Source organism: Helicobacter sp. 16-1353 (assembly GCF_003288815.1).
GTDB lineage: Bacteria > Campylobacterota > Campylobacteria > Campylobacterales > Helicobacteraceae > NHYM01.
Map to the genome: position 1 here is coordinate 121,113 of NZ_NHYM01000003.1, position 22,079 is coordinate 143,191.

23 protein-coding genes are annotated in these 22,079 nt (G+C 32.6%); 4 read left to right on the forward strand and 19 right to left on the reverse strand.

The window, feature by feature from the left end; genetic code table 11:
* The first annotated feature begins 18 nt into the window (after positions 1-18).
* Complete coding sequence (locus CCY99_RS02810; RefSeq protein ID WP_181646807.1) at positions 19-699, forward strand: triose-phosphate isomerase; 681 nt, start codon at positions 19-21, stop codon at positions 697-699.
* Between the two features lie 549 nt (positions 700-1,248).
* Entirely contained in the window at positions 1,249-2,082 is an 834-nt protein-coding gene (gene fabI / locus CCY99_RS02815) for an enoyl-ACP reductase FabI (RefSeq protein WP_112059896.1), read from the forward strand.
* A 109-nt stretch (positions 2,083-2,191) separates the two neighbouring features.
* On the opposite strand, the gene CCY99_RS02820 is transcribed toward fabI, so the two are convergent.
* From CCY99_RS02820 to CCY99_RS02850, 7 genes are all read right to left on the reverse strand, one after another.
* Entirely contained in the window at positions 2,192-3,136 is a 945-nt protein-coding gene (locus tag CCY99_RS02820) for a thiamine pyrophosphate-dependent enzyme (RefSeq protein ID WP_112059897.1), read from the reverse strand.
* A gap of 9 nt (positions 3,137-3,145) precedes the next feature.
* A complete protein-coding gene (locus CCY99_RS02825) occupies positions 3,146-4,369 on the reverse strand; it encodes a 2-oxoacid:ferredoxin oxidoreductase subunit alpha (protein WP_112059898.1) in 1,224 nt (407 codons plus the stop codon).
* A 9-nt stretch (positions 4,370-4,378) separates the two neighbouring features.
* Positions 4,379-4,774, reverse strand: a complete 396-nt coding sequence (locus tag CCY99_RS02830; protein ID WP_112059899.1) for a 4Fe-4S dicluster-binding protein — start codon at positions 4,772-4,774, stop codon at positions 4,379-4,381.
* Positions 4,775-4,781: 7 nt separating this feature from the next.
* Entirely contained in the window at positions 4,782-5,342 is a 561-nt protein-coding gene (locus CCY99_RS02835; RefSeq protein ID WP_112059900.1) for a pyruvate flavodoxin oxidoreductase subunit gamma, read from the reverse strand.
* 113 nt (positions 5,343-5,455) lie between these two features.
* A complete protein-coding gene (locus CCY99_RS02840) occupies positions 5,456-6,109 on the reverse strand; it encodes an HAD family hydrolase (RefSeq protein WP_258443169.1) in 654 nt (217 codons plus the stop codon).
* A complete protein-coding gene (locus CCY99_RS02845; protein ID WP_112059901.1) occupies positions 6,106-7,602 on the reverse strand; it encodes an MATE family efflux transporter in 1,497 nt (498 codons plus the stop codon). Before CCY99_RS02845 ends, CCY99_RS02840 begins: the two co-directional genes overlap by 4 nt.
* A 53-nt stretch (positions 7,603-7,655) precedes the next feature.
* On the reverse strand, positions 7,656-9,239 hold the full coding sequence (locus CCY99_RS02850; RefSeq protein ID WP_258443172.1) for a PilT/PilU family type 4a pilus ATPase: 1,584 nt from the start codon (positions 9,237-9,239) through the stop codon (positions 7,656-7,658).
* Between the two features lie 173 nt (positions 9,240-9,412).
* Between CCY99_RS02850 and CCY99_RS02855 the strand changes: the two genes are divergently transcribed.
* Positions 9,413-9,832, forward strand: a complete 420-nt coding sequence (locus CCY99_RS02855; protein WP_112059902.1) for a type II secretion system protein — start codon at positions 9,413-9,415, stop codon at positions 9,830-9,832.
* A gap of 71 nt (positions 9,833-9,903) precedes the next feature.
* Here the strand turns inward: CCY99_RS02855 and CCY99_RS02860 are convergent, their stop codons facing one another.
* From CCY99_RS02860 to CCY99_RS02915, 12 genes are all read right to left on the reverse strand, one after another.
* Positions 9,904-10,815, reverse strand: a complete 912-nt coding sequence (locus tag CCY99_RS02860; RefSeq protein WP_112059903.1) for a hypothetical protein — start codon at positions 10,813-10,815, stop codon at positions 9,904-9,906.
* A 122-nt stretch (positions 10,816-10,937) separates the two neighbouring features.
* The gene (locus tag CCY99_RS02865) at positions 10,938-12,761 is read right to left on the reverse strand and encodes an ammonia-forming cytochrome c nitrite reductase subunit c552 (protein WP_112059904.1); all 1,824 of its coding nucleotides are present in this window, start codon (positions 12,759-12,761) and stop codon (positions 10,938-10,940) included.
* A 20-nt stretch (positions 12,762-12,781) separates the two neighbouring features.
* The gene (gene nrfH, locus CCY99_RS02870; RefSeq protein WP_112059905.1) at positions 12,782-13,273 is read right to left on the reverse strand and encodes a cytochrome c nitrite reductase small subunit; all 492 of its coding nucleotides are present in this window, start codon (positions 13,271-13,273) and stop codon (positions 12,782-12,784) included.
* Between the two features lie 160 nt (positions 13,274-13,433).
* Positions 13,434-14,717 (reverse strand): DNA recombination protein RmuC, encoded by a 1,284-nt coding sequence (gene rmuC, locus CCY99_RS02875; RefSeq protein WP_112059906.1) that lies wholly within the window; start codon positions 14,715-14,717, stop codon positions 13,434-13,436.
* A gap of 22 nt (positions 14,718-14,739) precedes the next feature.
* The gene (locus CCY99_RS02880; RefSeq protein ID WP_112059907.1) at positions 14,740-15,606 is read right to left on the reverse strand and encodes a YihY family inner membrane protein; all 867 of its coding nucleotides are present in this window, start codon (positions 15,604-15,606) and stop codon (positions 14,740-14,742) included.
* Positions 15,607-16,206: 600 nt separating this feature from the next.
* Complete coding sequence (locus CCY99_RS02885; protein WP_112059908.1) at positions 16,207-16,716, reverse strand: prepilin-type N-terminal cleavage/methylation domain-containing protein; 510 nt, start codon at positions 16,714-16,716, stop codon at positions 16,207-16,209.
* Between the two features lie 132 nt (positions 16,717-16,848).
* Positions 16,849-17,673: an ARMT1-like domain-containing protein gene (locus CCY99_RS02890; protein ID WP_112059909.1), complete on the reverse strand. Its 825-nt coding sequence runs from the start codon at positions 17,671-17,673 to the stop codon at positions 16,849-16,851.
* Positions 17,670-18,134: a DUF3972 domain-containing protein gene (locus tag CCY99_RS02895; RefSeq protein ID WP_112059910.1), complete on the reverse strand. Its 465-nt coding sequence runs from the start codon at positions 18,132-18,134 to the stop codon at positions 17,670-17,672. The genes CCY99_RS02890 and CCY99_RS02895 overlap by 4 nt, the downstream gene beginning before the upstream one ends.
* A gap of 2 nt (positions 18,135-18,136) precedes the next feature.
* Entirely contained in the window at positions 18,137-18,634 is a 498-nt protein-coding gene (purE, locus tag CCY99_RS02900; RefSeq protein WP_112059911.1) for a 5-(carboxyamino)imidazole ribonucleotide mutase, read from the reverse strand.
* Positions 18,635-18,693: 59 nt separating this feature from the next.
* Positions 18,694-19,908, reverse strand: a complete 1,215-nt coding sequence (locus tag CCY99_RS02905) for an MFS transporter (RefSeq protein WP_112059912.1) — start codon at positions 19,906-19,908, stop codon at positions 18,694-18,696.
* A gap of 43 nt (positions 19,909-19,951) precedes the next feature.
* A complete protein-coding gene (locus tag CCY99_RS02910) occupies positions 19,952-20,254 on the reverse strand; it encodes a YciI family protein (protein ID WP_112059913.1) in 303 nt (100 codons plus the stop codon).
* 1 nt (position 20,255) lies between these two features.
* Positions 20,256-20,741 carry a DUF2147 domain-containing protein gene (locus CCY99_RS02915; RefSeq protein ID WP_181646808.1) on the reverse strand — a complete coding sequence of 162 codons (486 nt, stop codon included), beginning with the start codon at positions 20,739-20,741 and terminating at the stop codon, positions 20,256-20,258.
* 102 nt (positions 20,742-20,843) lie between these two features.
* On the opposite strand from CCY99_RS02915, the gene nspC reads away from it, so the two are divergent.
* Positions 20,844-22,046, forward strand: coding sequence for a carboxynorspermidine decarboxylase (nspC, locus tag CCY99_RS02920; RefSeq protein WP_112059915.1), 1,203 nt, complete (start codon positions 20,844-20,846; stop codon positions 22,044-22,046).
* Positions 22,047-22,079 lie beyond the last annotated feature (33 nt).

Genomic DNA, 22,079 nt, shown 5'->3' on the forward strand with positions numbered 1-22,079 from the left:
TTTTACAAAAGGTATATTTTGAAAATCATAGCAGGTAATTTTAAATCAAATTTAAACCGAAAATCCACAATTGGTTTTTTAAAAAGCTTAGATTCTACATTAGATAATATATCAAATAAAGAGATTTATATTTTTCCAGCCACAAGTTCGCTTGTGGAAAATAATTTTAAACATATAATTTTAGGTGCTCAAAACGCTCATTATGCGGAATCTGGAGCATTCACCGGTGAAATCACACTTCATCATTTAGAGGAATTTAATATTAAAACCATTCTAATCGCCCATAGTGAGCGGCGGAATCTATTTGGTGAGAGCGATGAAATCTGTGCGACGAAATTTGATTTTTTTAAGGAGCGAGATTTTAGGATTTTTTATTGTATTGGCGAGAGTTTGGAGGTTAGAGAAAGTGGGAAAATGCTAGAATTTCTAGATTCCCAAATCTCAAAGATTGATTTAGATTATCAAAATTTGGTTTTAGCCTATGAACCACTTTGGGCGATTGGCACTGGGAGAGTGGCGAAAGCCGAGCAGATTAGCGAGATTTATAGATTCCTAAAATCCCGCACAAATGCCCCAATAATCTATGGCGGAAGTGTGAATGAAAAAAATGCTAGTGAGATTTTGGGAATCTGTGATGGTGTTTTGGTCGGCAGTGCGAGTTTAAAAGTGGAGAGTTTTTATGAGATAATAAAAGGTTAATTGTAAGTGAAAATTAAATCTTTTTTAAAACCAATCTATTTTCTCATTTACGCTCAAGTTTTTATTTTAAATTCGCAAAACGAGCAAAGCAAAGTTTCTCATCAAAAGGGCTTTATTTCCTCCCCTTGTTTATAAAAAAGCAAATCTTTTTATAAACAAGGGGAGAGCCTCGCTTTTTCCTTTATAGCCTAAAATCAGCGGAGGCACTATCGCTTCCTTAGATTTTGATTTTATATCACGCAAGGGGCGAGAATAAGGTTGGAATTTGACTTTATTGTTTTTAAAAGTAAATTACCTAATCTCGTGTGTTGGCAGTGAAACTTCGCTATCACTTGTTTTTGGGGGTCAATGAGCGGAATCCCCTTGTTGTAAGGACGAGCTTAGCTCGTCTGCCAATACTTTACTTATCGATTTTTTGCATAGCAAAACGAGGCTTAAAGCCAAGTTTCCCGCAAAATAATCGTAGTTTTAAGTAAGACTAGGGAGTAAAACTCCCCGTCGTAGGGCGGACTTGTTCGCCCGAGAAGTAAAAATTAAAAGGAGACAAAAATGATTTTAAAAGATAAAGTTGGGCTTGTAGTCGGTGTAGCAAATAATAAATCAATTGCTTATGGCATCGCAAGTGCGTGTTACGAACAAGGGGCAAAACTCGCATTTACCTATGTGAATGATAGCATTAAAAAACGAGTAGAGCCGATTGCTACGGAGTTTGGGAGCAAAAATATATATGAGCTTGATGTAAGCAAAAAAGAGCATTTTGAAGCTTTGCGAGAATCTATCAAAAAAGATTTTGGTAAAATCGATTTTTTGGTGCATTCTGTGGCGTTTGCTCCACGAGAGGCGTTGGACGGCGAGTTTATCGATACCTCAAAAGAGGCTTTTAATATCGCTATGGAAATCTCCGTTTATTCGCTAATCGAGCTTATTCGTGAGCTACTTCCTGTGCTAAATGATGGGGCTTCGATACTCACACTTAGCTATCTTGGCGGAGCGAAGTATATAACGCATTATAATGTGATGGGTGTAGCAAAGGCAGCTTTGGAATCCTCTGTGCGATATTTGGCATATGAACTAGGAAAGCGAAATATCCGCATAAATGCTATTTCCGCAGGTCCTATCCGCACACTTGCCGCAAGTGGAATCGGCGATTTTAGGCTTATTTTAAAATGGAATGAGGTAAATTCCCCGCTCAAAAAAAATGTAAGTATTGAAGAGGTTGGCAACTCCGCGATGTATCTTTTATCTCCGCTATCCTCTGCGGTTACAGGTGAAATACACTATGTCGATAATGGATATAACATAATGGGAATCTGTGCTACAGAGGACAAAGATGGCAAAGTGCAAGTGGCGTGGGAGACAAAAGGCAAAGAAAATAAGGAATAAGATTTATGGCTTTTTAGCCATATTTAGAAGATTGGATTCTATATTTATAGAATCCTAATTGTGGATAAAAGCCAATTAAGAATCTTAGAATTTCTAAGATTCTTACAAACTATACTCTAGCTTCCTCCCGCCTTTGTAGGTATTCCCATCTGCTATCTACATCTTTTTGTAATTGCTCGATTATATGCTCGTTTTCTGGCTTAAATAGATGTTTAAATCTACCTTGTGCAGCGAGATAATCCCTAACAGATACGATATTTTTCGGTCTATAAGTGATATTTAACTCTACACCATTTATTATCTCAAATAAAGGAAATACAAGCGAATCAACCGCTAAATCACTTACCTCTATAGTTTTATCAGAGTTAAATTTCCACTCAGTCGTGCAAGCACTCATAGCATTGATAAAAGTTGGTCCATCAGTATCGATTGCCTTTTTTATTTTTTTATTCATATCTTTCCATTTATTTGGTGCTACTTGAGCCACATATGGTGCCCCGTGTGCTGCCATAATGGATAAAATATCTTTTTTCTTTTCTTTTTTACCATAGCTAACTCTTCCCGCTGGACTTGTAGAAGTAGATGAGCCAAGCGGAGTAGAACCACTTCGCTGTCCGCCTGTATTTGCATATACTTCGTTATCAAGGCAGATATAAGTTATATCGTGTCCTCTTTCAAAACAACCGCTAATCCATTGGAATCCAATATCATAAGTAGAGCCATCGCCACCGAATGCAACGAACTTTGGTTTTTCGCCTTTGTAGCGACCTTTTCTAAGTAGTGCTTTATACATTGCTTCCGCTCCAGCTACTGCTGTAGAGCCATTTTCAAAGCCAATGTGTATCCAAGGAACATTCCAAGAAGTATAAGGATAAACCGCAGTCGATACCTCTAAGCAACCTGTTGATGTTCCAAGCAAAAGCGGGGCTTCTGTGGCATTTAGCACTTCTCTAACTATTATACTATGAGCACAGCCCGGACAAAGTAAATGTGCCCCTTCGAATCTCTCTGCTACATTTGAAAATTGTTTTAGATTTTTAATTTCTCTTGTCATATATTCCTCCTAGTTAAATCCCATATCTTTACCGCGAAGCCCTAAAAACTGCTGTGCTGGGTGAGTTAGCTTTCCAGCTTTTGCATTTTTATCTAGCTCATTATAAACTCTTTCTAAAAGCTGTTGGGTTAAATCTCTCCCGCCTAAACCATAGATGTAATTAGATATTACAGGGTGTTTAGAATCTTTTACTTGATACAAGCAACCCGCAATTTCGTTAAATAGCATTCCCATTGTCCCTGCTGGAAGACTTCTATCGAGTGCGGCAATCGCCTTTGCATTTTTCAATGCTTCACCAAGCTCTTTATACGGGAAAGGTCTAAGTGTTCTAAATGATACAACTCCTGTTTTTAGCCCATTTTTTCTCATTTTAGCACTTGCTACTCTTGCAGATTCTACCGTTGTCCCAAGTGCGACTATTATTAAATCTGCATCTTCTACATCATATTTTTCAACAATATTATATTTTCTGCCTGTGAATTTCTCGAATTCATTAAAAATTTCCTCAATAACCACTTTTGAATCCATTATTGCATTGTGTAATTGTGCTTTATGCTCGAAATGCCAATCTTCTTCTGTTTGTGAGCCATATGTTACAGGTCTATCGAAATCCAGCATCGCATTATGTTTTTTATAATCGCCTATAAATTTATATGCGTCATCATCGCTAAGTGGCATAACATTCTGTGCGGTATGTGAGCAGATAAATCCATCTTGATTAACCATTACAGGTAATCTTACTCTCAAATCTTCTGCGATTTTAAATCCCATTAGATTAAAGTCATATACTTCTTGTGGATTATAGGCACATAGGCTAATCCAACCAGAATCTCTACCTAAATACATATCCGAATGGTCGCCTAATATATTTAATGGAGATGCAAGGGCTCTATTTACAACATTTAGCAATATTGGCAATCGCATTCCAGAAGTTTGATATAAAACCTCAATCATTAATGCAAATCCTTGTGAGCTTGTCGCAGTTGCCACTCTACCACCAGCCGCTGCAGCTCCCACACAGCCACTCATTGCGGCGTGTTCGGATTCCACCATTACGAATTCACCATCGATATATCCATCAGCAACGAAGCTTCCATAATTTTGCACAATTGGCGTTGATGGAGTGATTGGATATGCAGCTACAACATCAACTTGTGCTTGTCTTAAGGCTTGGCTTGCAGCCATATTTCCGTCCCAAACCTCTGTTTTTTGTAATTCCATTTTTAATGCCATAATTTCCCCCTATTTCTTTTTTTCTTCTTTTTGTGGCCATGATTTCAAAATGCTATCATTATCTTCATAATCATTATACATAAGCAATGATTTAGGATTTGTAGGGCAGACAGCAGAGCAAACTCCGCAACCTTTACAATGCTCGTAATCAACACCCTTTAGCTTTTCCTCTCTAACTAAAATCGAGCTATCTGGGCAGTATAACCAGCAATTAAAACAATTAATACAAAAATTTGAGTTAAAAACTGGTTTATCAACTCTCCAATGTGCCACACTCGCAGTGTATGAACTATTTTGAGTATATTTTCTATCTTCTTGTTGTTTATCTAAATTATCTTTACTGCTATCTTCAAATGGAAACAATACGCAACCTATTTCAAACTCATTCCAACCTTTTTTCATCATACACTCCTTATTTTACTTCATCATATGCGCGTTTAATTGCCATCATATTTTTATCGATTATTGTTTGAGGAAGCTTTTTCCCTAAGACTTTTTTGAAAGATTCCAAGAAAAAGTCTAATTCAAGTAATCCCGAAATCTTAATAAATGCCCCAAGCATAGGCGCATTTGGAATAGGTTTGCCTAATGTTTCTTGTGAAATTTTTATGCAATCAACCACAAAAACTTGCTTTCCCTTTAAATCTGGTTTTTTCTCTAAAAGCTCTTCTTTGCTAAAATGCGTTGTTATTATATATTTTGTATCTTCTTTTTCAAACTCGCATATATCAGTTATGAAAGTAAGACCCGGGTCTATCACTAGGACATAATCCGGATTCATAAATTTTTCGTGATTTAATATTACATTATCATCGATTCTATTATGAGCTGTCATCGCAGCACCTCTTTTCGCAGAGCCATAAAATGCAAAAGCTTGAACTTGTTTTCCAATTCCAGATATTACATCAGCTAGACCCTTTGCACCTGTTACCGCTCCTTGTCCTGCACGGCTATGCCATCTAATTTCCAACATTTACTTATCCCCCAATTTTAAAAATTAAATACTTATAATTCTACGATACAAGGTCTTAAAAAAATATGATATATTTGGATTTTTTAATTAAAGTTTCAAAAAAATACACAAATTTAGAGCGTTTGTATATATTTCACTGCCGAAAGAGAATCTTGCACTACGACATTACTATGTTCTCTTAAATGTCTCTCTTCACCAAACCCACATAGCACTCCAATGCCATTTATCCCAGCGTTTTGTGCGGCTATCAAATCTAAGATTGTATCCCCAATGATAAATATATTATTATTTTCTGTATAGATTCCGCTTTTGTTGATATTATTTATAGCTTTTAGAATTGGCTCTTTATCGGGTTTTGTTTGTGTTACATCTTCCCTCCCGATAATTGTTGTAAAATATTTTTCCACATCAAAATGTGCTAGAATCTTCTTAGAAGTAGCACTCGTTTTTGTAGTAACTATCCCAAGTGTGGCAAAACTATAAGCTAATTTAATAGAATTAATTGCATTTGGTAACATTTTCGTTTCTTGCTTGCAAATATTTACATAATAATTCTTATATTCTTCGCTAAATTGCTCCACAAGCTCCCGATTTACACCTAAAAAGGCAAACATATCTTGCAATGTATATCCAATATATTTTGATATTTCTTCCCTTTTTGGTAATTTCATATTATTTGCTTTGAAAACTGCTTCAAAACTCTCATAGATTCCGCTTGCAGAATCTATCAAGGTCCCATCCATATCAAATAAAATTATCTTTTTCAACTTTGTTTCCCTTTGAAAGATTTTAACTCTTTTTTGATGATAAAAATACTCACTAAACACGCACAAAATAGCGACATTGGGTAGCTAATCCAGATTCCATTTATGCCAAATAGTTTTGCTCCAATTGGTAGAAAAATCATCATAAAACCCAAATTATGGGATAAAGATGTTATTAATGCAGAGACATTCCGCCCGATTGCCTGTAAAAATGATGAAATTATAACATTTGCCCCTAAAAATAAATATCCCAAAAAGTAGATTCTAGCGGCAATTACTAGACTATCCATAATTTGCGTATCGGCTTTTAGGAATATTTTGGCGATAAGTGGCATTCCAAAAAATAAAATGGTATATAATAAAACGCCCATAGCTGTAGCAAACAATACACTTATCTTAAAAGCTTGATAAACCCTATGTAGATTTCCAGAGCCAAAATTATAGCTTACAATTGGTTGCAATCCGTGTGAAACCGCCAAAATGCTAGAAAAGCAAAACATCGCAATATACATTAATATGCTAAAAATAGCAACGCCATCTTTGCCTGAAACCTGCATTAAAAGGATATTCATAAGGATAACAACAATACCAAATGCAATCTCTGGCATTGATGAAGCAAGTCCGCCTTTTGCAGATTTTATCACTGCCTTAATGCTAAAAAATGCCACGAAATATAAATCACCATTTTTGCAGATAAAATGCTTTAGCACGATAATTAGCCCTAGCAAATGTCCTAGTATCGTAGAGAGTGCTGCTCCAAACATTCCCCATTTAAAAATAAAGATAAAAATATAATTTAATATGATGTTTATTATTGAGCCACTTATAAATGAAATCATCACGAGATTTGGGGCTTTATCATTTCTAGCGAAAGTGCAGAGGATAGATTGTAATAAAATAATAGGACAGCCAAGCACAATCACGCTTAAATACGGCAAAACGAATGATAGCAATATCTCATCTGCCCCAAGCCAAAGTGCCATATTTTCTTTTAAAATAAACACCAAAATCCCAAGCAAAGCTCCCAAAATGCCAGAGAAATAAACCACAGAGCTAAAAATAATCCTAGCTTTATGGAGTTTACCCCTCCCAAGTGCCATTCCAACGAGAACTGCTCCGCCAATCCCAAATAATAATTCAATTGCCATAAAAAATGAAAATAATGGATTTACGATTCCAATAGCACCTAAGCCATATTCACCTACACCTTTGCCAACGAAGATTCCATCTACTATGACATATGAAGATAAAACTAACATTCCTATGAAAGATGGAAAAAAATATGATAAAAATAATCTAAAAATAGGCGTATTTCTAAGGTCTATTGCCATATTTTCTCCTATATTTTTATTATTTTTTTTAGGGATTCTACTTGTATAAAAATATAAGTCAATAGGCTTTAAAATGCTATTTAAAAAGAATCTTTGATTAATTATATAGATTTGATTTGAAAGTATCGTAGATGATAATAGATTTATTAGGAAATATGGCTTCATTGCGAAGTGTTATTTCCTTTTAGTTATTTATTCTAGAATCTAAATTTTAGATTCTACTTTTTTATTGATATGGTATCCATATTCCCTTCTTGCTCTGTAAAGTTTATATTTTGTAAGCGAAGTTTTAAATCTGATGGTGAAGTGGCTTTTTCCATAGCAACATCTTCATCAACTATCCCATTTGTTACAAGCTCAAATAGATGTTGGTCAAAGGTTTGTGTGTGGTAAATCTCTTTACCCTCTGCTAGTGCTTCTAGGATTTCCCCATCTCTTCCCTCATTTATAATAAGCTCAATTCTAGGGGTTTTAAATAAAAGCTCAATTGCCGCTATTCTTCCTCCATTTCTTGCTTTTAATAGTCTTTGAGAAATAATTGCTGCTAATGTGCTTCCTAAGGTTGCTCTAATTCTCACTTGGTCGTTTGTAGGGAAAACAGAAATAATCCTATTTATCGTTTCTTTTGCATCTAGTGTGTGGAGGGTGGATAGCACTAAATGCCCCGTTTCTGCGGCGTGAAGTGCCATCTCAATCGTTTCAATATCTCTCATCTCGCCCACTAGAATAATATCTGGGTCTTCCCTAAGTGCGGCTTTTAGTGCAGATGCAAAGCTATTTGTATCCATTCCTACACTTCTTTGATTTAGCATACTTTTTTCATCTTTATGTATAAACTCAATTGGGTCTTCGATGGTTATTATATGTTTTGCTTTTTTGTGATTTATTTCGTTGATAATCGCTGCTAAAGTCGTCGATTTACCAGAGCCTGTGATACCTGTTACTAGCACCAAGCCCCTTTCCATATCAACTATATCGTGTATAGCATCAGGAAGTCCAAGTTCATCTATGGTGCTTTGTGTAGTTGGTATAGACCTAAATGCAAATGAAACACCTTCCATTTGGAAATATAAATTAACCCTAAACCTCGTATTAGAATCATAAATATAAGTCATATCCATTTCTTTATTTAAAGCGAATTCTGGGAATCTTGTCCTTGTTAATTCTTTTGCTAGGGTTATTGCATCTTCTTTAGAGAATACATCTTCACTAAAAATCACAATATCACCATTAATCCTCGCACGAATCTTACTTCCTGCTTTTAGATGTAGGTCGCTCCCACCTATGCTTACTAATTTTTTAAGATATATTCTAACTTTTTTTGTAACCTCGAAATCTAGTTTATCTACATCAACTATTAGTGATTTTAGATTAGGATTTTTATTTATATTTTCTAGTGATGTGTCTATTCGGCTTTCTGTATTTATTTCATTCATCTCTGTTGTATTTCGTATATTTTCAGCTTGAGATTGTTTATTGACTTCTCTATGTTGTGTATTTGTAGGTTGAGGTGGTGTTTGTGATTTTTGAGATGGTCTTATTGTTTGATTAATTGGATTGATGTTTTGTCTTTGTTGCTGGACTGGAATCTGTGTATTTACTCGCTCTTTATTTATAGTTGGATTTACTCCACTATTTAAGTTTTGATTATTTCTAATTTTATTTATTTCTTCTCTTATTTCTCTTTTTTCTTGTTGTTGCGTATTTACTCTTATAGGTTTAGCATTAGCTAATACATCAATTCCATTAATCTTTGGCACAGCAGTTGTTGTCTGTGTGTTTAATTTTATATGATTTTCCATAACTAGCCTTTATTTGAACTATGAATTTAGAAATTATGCCATTTTAATTTAATTTTCATTAAAAAAATCGTAAATTTATAAAATTAAGTTTAAAAATATGGTTGTAGTTAAGGATTATTTAATTACAATAATAAACGAAAAGTAAATTTTAAATATTTATTTAAGGAGATAGTATGAAAAGAAAAGGCTTTAATATGATAGAGCTTGTTTTTGTCATTGTTATTATCGGTGTTTTGACTGCAGTTGCTATTCCTAGATTGAGTTTGGGTAGAGATGATGCGTGCTATGCGAAACTTAGGGCTGGACTTTCAGAAACAGAAACCATTCTTTCAAGGGAATATACAAAAAGATTCCTACAAGGCACTACGATGAATAATAACGAATTGCTAGGTTATTTGAAAACATTAGAGGGAAATAATAGCGATGGATGCTCCTTTACCGTAAATAATGTAAATAATATTGTAGTTAAGGTTAAGAAAGATGCTTTTGCATTGAATGTTACAACAGATACAACAACAAAATCTCCAACCCTCACTTGTGATTTGGATAATGAAATGTGTAGAAAACTTACAGGAAAGGTAAAATCAAACTAATAAAGCTAATCCTTAAATATATTTAGAATCTAGATGGCTAAGATATGGCTCTTTCTATAAATATTTAGATTCTATCTAGTTTGTAAATCTATCTTATAGGTTTCATTGATAGAGTTTAATACCTGTATAATTTCCAATATCTTCTTTTTGGAAGCCTCATCACTAAGGAGATTGAAAAATACTAGGTTTTGATTTTTTCTCTTTATGCTTAAATCCAATGTATCTATTTTATTATCTAGTAATCTATAAGTATCTTTTATAAATTCATTAAAATAATGATTCGCGAAATCATTGTGAAATAATGGATTCTCTTGTTGGTATTTATCGATTATTGATTTTAGGGAAATGCTTGGATTATGCGACTCGTTTTTTATCTTTTTTGAATTTATATTTATTTTTAATGTATCCAAACTATATTCATAAAAACTTGGCGTAGTGTTGTCAAACCATTCTTTTAGTAAAAATAATATGCTTTTGTTTCTAAAAATTTCTTCACGCAATAAAATATCAAGATTAATATTTATATCAAAAGTATTAAAATCAAGATAAATGGAGCGATTAAGCAGAACATATCCAAGTCTAGAATCTTGTTTTTGTAGATTTAATGTATATGTGAATTTTCTAGGAAGTAGAGCTAAATTTGTATGGGAATTGTATGTTATCTCATCTATATGGAATGCCACTTCTATGCTATCGTGGGAAATGTCTATTATTTTTGCACTAGCATTTTGTAGGGATATTTCTATCTTATTATCATATATTTTGATATTGCTAATATTGCATTGATGTCGAATGAATCCTTTGCATACTACAGGATTTATCTCAATATTTAGTGCATATTCTAGTGATTCATTTTTTATTGAATATAGATATGTTTCTATGGCATTTTGCTCGATACGCTTTAAATATTCATTAGCGGTAAATAGAAAAATACCAATAGCAAATATAATGAAAAATATTGTAAATACTAATTTTTTCTTCATCTACACTTCTTAAGTAAATAATTTGCAATAATAACTAACTTAAGATTTAAAGTTTATAAAATATCGTAATGATAGTAAAAGAGTGTAGTATGCTTGGCAGGAGGGAATCCTGCCAAATCATATTATTTAGTGTTTAGCTTGGCATCAAGCACTTTGTAGTTATAAGGCTTAGTATTTTTATCAAGCTCTAATAACTCAGCTGGTGGATTGCCATTAATATCTAAATGCTCGTAGAATCTATCTCCAGCTTTATGTGTTCCAATATCCACATTGTATCGAATATCACCCGGATTGAATTTTTGAATCTCTTCAAAAGTCGCCTCGCTTGGTGTATAAGCGATATTGTTTTTTGCAGCTATCACAGCTAGGGCAGTTTGACCTTTTCTAGCCATTTCGACTGCTTGAAGTAGCATTCTACTAGCTTCTCGTGGATTGTGGAATCCAGTGGAGTTCTCAGCTCCCACGAAGTCGCCTCTCATTTGTCCTCTTCTATGCAATTCCATTGGCTCTTTTAATAAAGCGTTGATTTGCTCTTCACTCTTGCCTTGTTTTGCTAGTGCATCTCTAACTTTCTTAATATCCCAGATTAGGCTAACTGTCGCATATTCCGCACTTCTTAAATCAAATGCAACTGATTTTTGAATATCTGCAATTTGATTTTTTAGATACTCTTCACTTTGATTATGGCAACTTTTACAAGCACTATTTACATCAAATAAAGGTGAAGTTATGTTGTGCTGTGATACTTTCTTAGCACCTTTTCGCACATAAGGCATATGACAATCCGCACAACTTATACCATTTGCAGCATGAACGCCACCGCTAAATAGCTCGAATTCAGGGTGCTGAATCTTAAGCATAGGAGCTTTTGTTTCTTTATGCGACCAATCTGATTTGAATGCTAATTTACCATCTAAATTTCGAACTTTATCATAATGTTCATCAAACATTTCAATTCTAAATGGTTTGTCTTTTTCCCAAGCACTCCAAGGGAATATTAGCTCGATACCATCTACTTCGATTTCTGTAGGCTCATTGCCATCTCTCCAAGAATCGAATTCATCATATGTTTTTTGAGTGCCATTCCACCATTTTTTAGTTGGGTCATTTGCTATGCTCTCACCCATAACTTTTACTTTTGTGCCAGTATTTTTGAAATAATACTCAACATGGCATTGAGCACATACTAGAGTTCTCATTTCGTTTCTATCAGCTTTTACGCCTTGCACTGGGTCTTTTTCATAGCCTCGCATTTCAAGTGAATTAATAAGCCCTTGTCTTGTGATTCTTAGGCTCATATCAGTTGGGCTGTGGCAGTCAGCACAAGTTACACCCATTCTTTTTCCGCCGTGTGGTCCGCTATGGTCTTTTACACCCTCTACTAGTGGCACATTTTTAATCATAGTCCAATATTTAGTAGAGTTAAACGCAGTCCAATCGCCCTTTGCAGTATTTTTATATAGCCACGGAGACCATCCACTATGGCAGTTCATACACGCAGTTGGCTGTCCGCCGAAGCCTTTCAAGCCGTGAGCGTTTAAGAAATCCTTATTATTTCTAGCTGTATCCATTTGGTCTACTTGAATCCAGAAGTGCCCTCGCTCCTCATTTGCATCAACTGCGAAAGCATATCCGCCCCAAAGAATGGTTAATTGCGGATAACGAATGAGTTTGCTATAAGCAAGATTCCCGCCGTAGTTTGTAGTCTTTGGCTCTTCAGTCTCCACAGTTAGATACATATCCAAATATTCTGGATAGTTTTTCCCCCAATAATCGAATGTAGGATTATCATCGCTTAGCTCTACAAAGCTTTTAGGGGTAACAGCCATAGCCATTTCCTCCCCTTTCTTTTGACTTATATTAACAAGTAACATTATTATAGCAATACCTATAATAACCACAACAACAAGTATTATTGGCATTACTGATGATTTTTCTTTTGACATCTTTTCCTCCTAAAATAAAATTAAAAATTCCTTATATGTCCTATATTTCTATGGCAAGAAACACAACTTAATGCTTTATCATAATTATGAACTACTTTTGTAGTAGGATTTACAACATTGCTTGCTATTTGAGAATGGCATCGTATGCAATTATCTTGCACGATAACCTTACTCTTTTGAGTTGCACTTAATGTTGTCGGTAAATCTTTAAAAGTAAATGCATAAGCATGACTAACACCACTTTCTGCTTTTGTAAGCCATTTCGATATAAACTCATTAGGAATATGGCAATCATTGCAAGTAGCATGCTCTCTATGGCTACCAGTCCTCCAATCCTTATATACCTCATTCATAACATGACAATTATTGCAAGCTTCAGATGAGTTACTAAAATACGAAAATCCTTTCGCATACCAAAATGTAAATCCACCTAATAAAGCAACAAAAATAATTGCGAAAATAACTGTCAAAGTAAGAACAGGAAGAGGCTTTTTTTGCTCGTTATTTTCCAAAAACACCCTCCTATCACATTTATTTGCACTAGTAAATACTACTAAGAATGCTTTGTAATGGTATTAGTTTTTTATTCCAATTTTTTTGATTATAGTCAAGGTTTTGTTATTTTTTTGTTGTATAAGAATTAAGAATTTAGAAATTCTAGGGATTGAAAATCTATAATTCCTTTGGAATCTTTCTCTTACCTTTTACCCCGAGTTCTTCTAATTTTTGAATCTGTGATACTATCGAGCCTCTGCCATCTTTTAGTCTATTTAATGATGTTTTATAGTTGTCTTCGGCATTTTGGAGATTCTTACCTAAGGATTCTAAACCTTCATAGAAAATTAAAAACTTATCATAAAGTCCACTTGCAGTTTTTAGAATCTCTTCCATATTATTATTTTGTCTTTCATTTCTCCAGATATTTTCAATTGTCCTTAATGTGGCATAGAGTGTAGTAGGGCTAACTAAAATAATATTTTTATTATATGCATATAAAAATAATTCACTATCATATTTTATTGCATCTAAAAATGCCCCTTCAAGCGGGATAAACATTAGGACAAAATCAAGTTTTGAGCCATCTAATAAGTCATTATAATTCTTATTGCTAAGATTCTTAATATGATTTTTAATCGAAGTAATATGCAAAAATAAATCATCATTCTTATCATTGCTATTTACCAATCCGCCCTTATTTATATATCGCTCATAATCAATCAATGAAACTTTTGAATCAATTATTATTTTTTTATTATTAGGTAGTTTTATAATCACATCTGGACGCGAATAGCTACCTTTTTCATTCTTATGTGTTTGTTGTAATACATATTCTCTATCCTTAATTAATCCAGAATCTTGTAGTAGGTTTTCTAGGATTACTTCGCCCCAATTACCTTGTATTTTATTATTTCCTTTTAGAGCATTGGTTAGATTTATCGCATCTTGGGAGATTCTATCATTTAGATTTCTTAGGTGTTTTATTTCGCTAAAAAGTTCGCTTCGCCCTTTGGTTTCTTTATCATATACCTCTTCAACCCTTTTTTTGAAATTATCTATTTGAGTTTGAAATGGTTTTAGGATATTGCTTAGATTCTCTTCTTGGCTCATTTTATGTGCTTTTATACGCTCTTCAAGTATGCTTTGTGATAAAACCTTAAATTCATTTTTAGTTTGCTCTTTTAGATTTTTAAACTCATCTAGTTTTTCTTGATTTATCTTTTTTTCGTATTCTAATGAGGTTTTTAGATTGGCATTTTGCTCTATCAATGATTTTATTTCTTGATTTAGGCTATCTATGTCGTTTTCAAAGATAGAAATTCTTTCTTCATTTAATTTTATATTTGAGATTAATATATTATTTTTTTGCATAATATTTTTATTTTTCATATAAAAATAAACACAAAGACTTAAGCATATTATAGAAATGAGAATCAAAAATACCACAACATAAACCATAATAACCCCTTAAAGTTTAAATCTAAATCATCATACTATCGTCTTTTTTGCCGCCAAAATTAGTTATTAGCCCTTGTGTTAATCTCATTCCATATAGCACTACAATCCACGAGCAGTAAATCCATAGTATAAAAAACATTAAAATGGAAAATGAGCCATAAATCGTAGTATAGGCTTTATTGAAAAAGACATAATACACAAACGCCCATTTTAGCAAACTCCAAACAATCATAGTTATTAATGATGAAAGCAATAATGATAAAAATGGTAATGGCTTATTTGCTAGAATCTTAAAAAGTATAAAAAATAGAATCCAAATGGTAATATATGGGATAAAGTCAAAAAGATTCATAAAATCTACTTGTTTTAATAATGATTGCACTTCTAAGCTAAAATACAAAGATACACCAATGCCAAGTGGGAATAGAGTCATCAAAGCCCAATATACTATTAATGCATCAAAAAAACCTCTTTTTTTGGATTCAAATAGTTTTGATGAGATATTTTCAAGATTCCTGAAAAATAGCACAGAGGCGACAAAAACATAAATAAATGCACTCATTCCTAGTGTTTTGGAATTTTCCATAAATTGGTCTAAATATCCAGCGATGATTTCCGTATTTGTAGGAGATAGATTTGATAATATAATATTTTTAAGATAATCAACTTGGTCTTGGAAATTTGGCACAGATAGAAAAATCGATAATACTATAATAATCAATGGAACTATCGCCGATAACGAATAAAGAGAAAGTGAGGCGGCGTAAGTCTCTACATTGTTAAAAAATGATATAAATTCCAACACCCTATTTCTAAGACTTAAAAATACACCCCATAATGTATTTTTCGTATCAATGTATTTTATATATATTTTTTTTATAATACTCATTTGTCCCCGATGTATAAAATTATAGATTTGATATTATAGTGATATTTGTAAGAATTGTTAAAGGGAATCTTACCCTTTAATAATTAGGATTCCTAAAGAATTTTTAGAGTTTAACTTTATCTATTATAGCAAACGGGATTATTCTATTTGGATTGCTTGGATAAGAATCTCTAAATATATTTCAATAAACTTTAATATTTAGAGTTAAGCTACCATTATTTTTAAAGAAAAGTTAGAATTTTTTAAGATATTTAAGAATTATTTGAAGTTTATATTAAGGGACTAAGCCCTTAATATAATAAGATTTAGAATTTAACTTTATCTATTGTGGCACGAGAGATTATTTTATTTGAAGTAAAAGAATTGTTAATGGAATCCTAATATTTAGATTAATCTATAAAGCTAAATCTTTAAATTATTTAAGATTCCAGCCATCTTTATTTAGAATCTCCAAATATATTTCAACAAACTTTAATTTTAAAGAAAAACTAGAATCTTTAAAATATATTAATAATTATAAGTATTAGAATATTTAAAATATTTATTTAAGCATTATTTGAAGTTTATATTAAGGGATTAAGTCCCTTAATATAATAAGATTTAGAACTTAACTGCACCTGTTGTGGCAAGTGGGATAACCCTATTTGAATTGCTTGGATAGGAATTTTTTAGATTATCACATAGCACTTTACCTGTTCCAGAAGAAGGAGCAGCAATCTTAGATGGGTCAAATATCAAATCACCTGTATTTGTTTGGAGCTCGATATAGGTTCCATTACAAGGTTGTTTAGTCCCATTAGACTCTGTTTGAGCTATGATTTGTAATTGATTCCCACTTGCTTGCCATCTACCTCTATCTAGTCCACCTGTATCTATCATCCATTCTCCCCAATTTGAAAACCCTGTTGGAGCGGAAGCTGTTGGGTCTAGATTCTCAGCGAAAACCCTAGCTGGGATTGCTTTTAGCGTTGATGCAATATCACTTCTTAGCATTGCAACTTGTGCATCTGTCCTAGTTGTTACAAATCTAGGAACAGCCACAGCCGCCAAAACACCTAATATAACGATAACGAAAACTAATTCAATCATTGAGAAACCATTTCTTTTCATTCTATATTCCTTAATAAGATTTTTACTTTTAATAAATTCCACGAAAATCTATAAAAGTTAATGGATTATAAACCTTTTTTTTTTAATCTCTCCTTAAAAATAATAAAAAAACAAATGAATTTTAAATGAGTGTTAATAATTATTCAAAAATATTAATTTATTTAGATTCTGGTTTAAAAATCCACTAACAACATTACATTTAATCTTAAATAGTAAAAATAATCGTTTATCTTTTGTGGATTCTAGGCATTCAAAATTACCCATACCTTTTGCGATGATTATAGAATCTTGCATAAAATGCCTTTTAGAATCCTCATTTGCTAAATCATAAATAAACCCCGGAGATGGCACTCCACTGCTTTTTACCTCGCAAATATCAAATAAACTTTTATGATTTTCTACATCGCTCATCACTAAATCATTGATTATGGGCTTTCCACGAACTAAATATGTGATTTTAATGCTATAGTGTTGCTTGATAAATCTAAGCAAAATCTCATCAAAATAGTTTTCTCCTGCGTTATCTGCGATAAAAAGCAATGATTCTGCTTTATTTAAAGTTTCTTTAAAATTACTAATATGATTTATCGCAAAATCTTCGCTCATTGTTTTTTCTATCGCATCGTGGATATTATCTTGGTTTTGTGAACCATAATCGATAGCATTGCCTATTACAGCTGCCTTTATCGCTTCTTGTAGATTATTTGGGTTTATTGTTTGGGCGATTTGTTTTGCTAATATCATAGAATCTTGTTTTATTTCATAGTATGGGTCATTGCATTTTAGGGAATCTTTTAATATATCATAGATTTTAATCGCCGATTTTGGGGGAGAATCTTGCATATCTATCTTTTTTATAGCAGATTCTATTGCTTGTAAAATATGCGGATTCTTGCCATCTAAAAATCGCTCAATCTGTCTAAAAAGGCAGATTGAGCATTCATCTTGTATTTTCAAATTTCTCTATCTTTGTTTAGCATTTTTCCCCACATTAGTTTATATTTGCGATTTATCGCCTCTAATTCGGCTTTTTTGCTTTGTATTTCTTGCTTTAGGGATTCTATTGTTTTTTTATCATCTATTTGCGTTTCTTTCGCACTAATTAGAGAATCTTTTAAGAATTGATTTTCATTTTTTATAGCCAAAATCGTTTCATCTTTTGCTTCTATGACTTTTTCGTGTAGATTTAATATCGTTCCTATGCTTTGCTCTACGAAATCAGCATCTAAACTTTTTGATACAAATGAATTATGTGTGCTTTTCACAATCGCATTTGTCCCGCTTATACTATCTACATAAAGTATTTCATTGATATATTTAGCATTGATTTGTCCATTTTGTATAAGCTTTTTTACACTTTCTCTACTAAGTCCGGTAATCTCTAGGAATTCCTCAAGTTTAATCCAATTTGCTTTCATATCTATACAATCCTAATTTCTATTTCATTAGAATCTAACTCAACTTTTTTTGATTTTATAACCCTATCTTCGATTAATTTACCGCTTAATTCCTCATTTTTCAATGATAGAATCTGCATTGCAAAATATGCCGCATTTATCGCTCCGCTTTTTCCTATAGCCATTGTTGCAACGGGCATTCCACTTGGCATTTGCACTGTTGATAAAAGTGCGTCTAATCCACCTAAAGAGCTGGAATCTAGTGGCACACCAATAACAGGCTTTGATGTTTGTGCTGCTATCGCTCCAGCTAGATGTGCTGCCATTCCTGCTGCTGCGATAAATACACAAGCACCACGATTTTGTGCGTCTTTGATATATTCTTTTGTTCGCTCTGGACTTCTATGTGCCGAGCTAATGATAACCTCATATGCACAATCAAATTTTTTTAGTATCTCAACGCATTCTTGCATAACCTTCCAATCACTCTTACTTCCCATAATAATGCTTATAAATTCCATATTATTCTCCATAATCTATTTTAGATTAATGTATTGTCGCAAATTTATCCTTATAATATTTAAGATTCTGCAGTTTTTATATTTTTTAATCTTACTTCGATAAAAAACCATATTCCAAAAAGTAAGGATATTATGCCAATAGCTAAAAACATATTTACAATATTTATCATTTCAACTATGGGTTGGGTGATGATGGGTGATAGAAATTGTCCTAGAAAATATGAACTTGCCAAGAATCCATATGCTTTTGCACGAAAACTATCTTTTGTTAGCGAAAAAAGCCACGAGGCATTTGTAACAAGAAAGATTCCATATCCAGAACCAATAAAAATTAGCGATAATAATAGGGCATTATAACTATGAAAAATATGTATCAAACAAAATCCTAAACCAACAAGACTAAATCCAATGCAATACATACTCTCTTTTTCTAATTTTAATAAATACCTAACTCTAGCGTAAAATAGCGAACTCATCGCCCCAGATATAGATGAAACAGCAACGGATATTCCTACTAATTCCCCACCTTTATGCAAAACATCTACGATAAAGAATGGAACTTGTGTAGGGATAATATAATATAGACTAATTCCACAAAATCCTAAGAAATATATGGGTAGGAATGTGGAAATATGAAAACTTTCATCTGTGGATTCTTCTTTAGGTTTTGCTTTATTTGGAAATTTTCTTGCTGGTTCAAACAACACTCTAGAGGCTAGGAAAAATACAACTAATCCAAGCAAATATACTAAAAATGGATAACGCCAATTGATATTTGATAGAAAACCACTTATCGTTAGAAATGTCGCTCCACCAAATGATGTGTAGAATCCCTGTATGCTTATAGCTCTTTCCCTCTTTGCTCCACTATAATAATCCGCTAGTAGTGCCGCTGAGCCCGTCATAACGAAAGCCGTTGCAATGCCAAAAATCGCCCTTGAGATTAATATATGATATACATTATCTAAGAAAAATCCCGCTACGCCACTAAGACTCCAAACAATCATAGCTGGATACATTAATTTTAATCGCCCAAATTTATCAAATAAAAATCCACTAATCGGCGAGAAAAATATAACAAATAACGCAGGTGTGGTTAATACAAACTTTCCTATTATGTCAATATTTTTTACATAGCTAAAATGTTTTTCTAAGCTTGGCAGAGATGGCGAGATTGCTGCACCGCCTAAAACAGTCATTGCAGCTATAGAGAAAAATGCAAAATAAAATAATTTAGTATCGCAAATATTATCTTTAATTAATTTTTCTTCCAAGTAGAATCCTTTTAAATATACTAAATGAATCTATTAATAAAGTTTAAAAATAATTTTTTAGAATCTCATCGAATAAAACTGCCTCAAATTCTATTATGTCATATGTTGCAACATTGTTTAAATAAAAAGGGTCGTTTTTGGTGAATTCTTCTACATTTTCTTTAGATGGGAATCTAGCTATTAGGATTCCGCCAAATTTTCCATTATGCTCTTTGTGGGGACCGCTTAAAAGGAGATTTTTATTTTTATATCCTTCTTTTAGATATTCTCTATGTTTGGGTCGTAAAGCTTCTACTTCATCTAGTGGCTTAATATAAGTAACTATAACTAAAAATAAATTGTTCATATTAATTTTCCTTTAATGCTTCAATTAAAATTATTTCATTGCGACTAAGCGGAGTATAAGATGGGGTTTTTACTCTATTCCAATATAATGTTACTCCTATAAATCCAAAACTATCAATTGTAGCTCTTATCGCTAATACATTTTTATCAGGTGATAAAGAGGCTTCTGCGTAATAAACATTCCCATTATTTGGATTATAGATTCTACCATTTATCCATTTTTTACCATTAAATTCAAGATTAGATAAAAAAACCTTGCCAACCATATCTTTGGCATTGCTTTCTTCGTTGCGAATCTCTCTTTCTATTAATTTATCTCCATCTCTTCTTGTGTATGCAAAAGCATATGCAAATGATTTTTCATCTTGTGTGATAATCTCTCCTATTGATACTTGTCCTTCTATCTCTTCTGGAATCTCCCATATTCCATCTATATCATATTTAGAAATATCATTAGCAAATATATTTACCATAAATATATTTATCATCATATAAGATATTGCTAGTTTTATTTCAAATACCTTTTTATTAAACGAAATTTAAAAAAAATGTATTATATCAATATTATAATTTTTTTAATAAGGCGAATAATGAAAAATACTAAAAACAATCCAAATATAGAAAATATCTTGCATAAGATAAAATCCCCAATCTATATCTTAGAAGAGGCGAAATTAAGGCGTAATTTGGAGATTCTAGATTCTATCCAACAACAAAGCGGTGCAAAAATCCTTTTAGCTTTAAAAGGTTTTGCATTTTGGAGTAGTTTTAAGATGGTTTCAACATATCTTAAAGGCATTACTGCAAGTGGAATCTATGAGGCGAGATTGGGTTTTGAGGAGTTTAGAAAATATAATAAAAATGCTGAAATTGCGGTTTTTTCACCTGCATTTAGCAAAAAAGAGATTAAAAAATTACTTCCATTTGCAAATCACATTATTTTTAATTCGTTTAGTCAATTTGGGAGATTTAAAGATTTACTAAAAGATTCTAAGGTTGATATAGGTTTGCGGGTGAATCCTATGTATTCCACAGTAACTCCGCCTATTTATAATCCCTGCATTAAAGGCTCAAGGCTTGGTATAACACCAGATGAATTCACAAAAGCACTTAAGATTTATTCTCTAGATGAGGTAAGTGGAATCCATTTTCATACGCATTGCGAACAAAATAGCGATGCATTGGAGCGGACATTAGAATATTTTGAAAAATATTTTGGCAAATATCTAAAAACGATGAAATGGGTAAATTTTGGTGGCGGACATCATATCACTAGAAAAGATTATGATATTTCAAAACTCATTAATATCATTAAAAAATTCAAAGAATCCCATAATAATATTGATGTTTATTTAGAGCCCGGTGAGGCTGTGGGGTGGCAATGTGGCGTTCTTGTGGGGCAGATAATGGATATTATTAGTAATGATTATAAAATAGCTATTACAAATATTAGTGCAGCTACACATATGCCAGATTGTCTTGAGATGCCTTATACGCCAGAGATTCGCGATGCTAAGATTATTAACTTAGATACAGATAAAGAAAGTAAATATGCCTATAGATTGGGTTCTCCTAGCTGTTTGGCAGGTGATATTATAGGTGATTATGCTTTTAATAAAGAGCTTTGCATTGGTGATAAGATTATCATCGAAGATATGATTCACTATACTATTGTGAAAAATAATACATTTAATGGCATTCCACTGCCATCTCTTGGAATCCTAAAAGAAAATGGCAAACTAAAAATAGTCAAAAAATTTGCATATAACGATTATAAAAAAAGAAATGGATAAAAATAATAAGCTTTAGATTCTAAGATTATTATT